A 1494-nucleotide genomic window follows, 5' to 3' on the forward strand; every position below is an offset into this window, starting at 1 on the left:
GCCCGGCATGAAGAGGACCTGCGTGGGCTGGGCGCCGAACGTGTCGTCGAGTCGATCGAGCGGGCCGAGGGGCCGTTCTCGCTGATCACCGAGTCGGTCGGCGGCGCAAGCCTCGCGCACGCGATCGAACGCGTCGCGCCGGGCGGCACCATCGTCATGTTCGGTTCAAGCAGCGGCGAACTGACGCCCGTCGGATTTCGCCAGTTCGTTCCGGGCCATGAAGGGGCGAGGCTTCAGACCTTCGCCTACTATACGTCCGGTCCAGCCATCGGCGCCGATATCGCCTCACTGCTCGCCCTGGTCGCGGCTGGCCGGTTGGAAACCCGCGTCGCCTTGACTGTGCCGTGGACAGACATCGGCCAGGCGCTGGACGCCCTGCGGCAGCGCAGCTTCAGCGGCAAGGCCGTCCTCACCATGACCGGATGAGCGATTTTGCCCCGAAATCGAGGGTCAGACGTGCTGACCGCCATTGATGTGGATCTCCGAGCCGGTGACATAGGACGCCTGCCCGGAGCACAGGAAGAAGATGATGTCGGCCACCTCCGCCGTGGCGCCGAGGCGTCTGAGCGGGATCGTCTCGACGATCTTGTCGGTGCCCGGCGACAGGATAGCGGTGTCGATCTCGCCCGGCGCGATGGCGTTGACGCGGATGCCGTGCGGGCCGAAATCATGCGCCATCTCGCGCGTCAGCGAACCCAGTGCCGCCTTCGATGTCGCGTAAGCCGTGCCGGCGAAGGGATGCACACGGGTGCCGGCGATCGAGGTGACGTTGACGATCGAGCCCTTCGCCTGCGCCAGCTCCTTGAACAGGCCCCTGGCCAGCATGATCGGCGCGAAGAAATTGACCTGGAACACGTCACGCCAGACATGCATCGGCGTGTCGATCGAGTTCATCCGGCTGCCGTCCTTCAGCTTCGGCGAAATGCCGGCATTGTTGACCAGCGCGTTGAGCTGGCCGCCATGCGCCTCCAGCCGGTGGCGGATCTCAGAGACGGCGATGCCGACATCCTCCTGGTCGGCGAGATCGACCTTGATGTGGTCCTCCGGCCCGGCTGGCCATGGACAGTCCTCGGCAAAAGCCTGGCGCGAGCAGGTGATGACGCGCCAGCCCTCACGCGAGAAGCGCTTCACCGTCGCATGGCCGATGCCCCGGCTGGCACCGGTCAGCACGATGGTTTTTCTTGTATCGGTCTCGGCCATGTCGCGGTCTCCGGCCGGACATGTAGCCGAAGGCGCAAGCCATGGCGAGAGGCGATGTTGCCGCTCAACCGCCGGTGAGGATGTCGAGGATCGAGGTCTGCCGCTTTTTCGTCGGGCCGCCGACATTGCCAGGCGGCACCGGATGGCCGACCGAGGCGGTCGTCCCGCCATCGCTCGGCATGTCGAACCCGTCGGCATCGACCGTCTCGGCCGGCCGGGCCGGACGCGCCGGGCGTGCGGGCGCCTGGGCGGACTGACCGATCGCCGCCTGCGGCACCGGCACCGGCTGACCGG

The 1494-nt window shown here is 67.3% G+C and carries 3 protein-coding genes; 1 reads left to right on the plus strand and 2 read right to left on the minus strand.

What is annotated here, in order from left to right; genetic code table 11:
* The coding region (locus tag EN781_RS32355; protein WP_145965782.1) for a zinc-binding dehydrogenase at positions 1 to 426 on the plus strand (426 nt) is incomplete at its 5' end.
* A gap of 24 nt (positions 427 to 450) precedes the next feature.
* Here EN781_RS32355 and EN781_RS32360 read toward each other — a convergent pair.
* The gene (locus EN781_RS32360; protein WP_126058269.1) at positions 451 to 1200 is read right to left on the minus strand and encodes an SDR family oxidoreductase; all 750 of its coding nucleotides are present in this window, start codon (positions 1198 to 1200) and stop codon (positions 451 to 453) included.
* A 64-nt stretch (positions 1201 to 1264) separates the two neighbouring features.
* Positions 1265 to 1494 (minus strand): hypothetical protein (locus EN781_RS32365; protein ID WP_145965783.1); only part of this gene is annotated, 230 nt, incomplete at its 5' end.

Origin of the sequence: Mesorhizobium sp. M4A.F.Ca.ET.090.04.2.1 (assembly GCF_003999085.1) — a bacterium.
GTDB lineage: Bacteria > Pseudomonadota > Alphaproteobacteria > Rhizobiales > Rhizobiaceae > Mesorhizobium.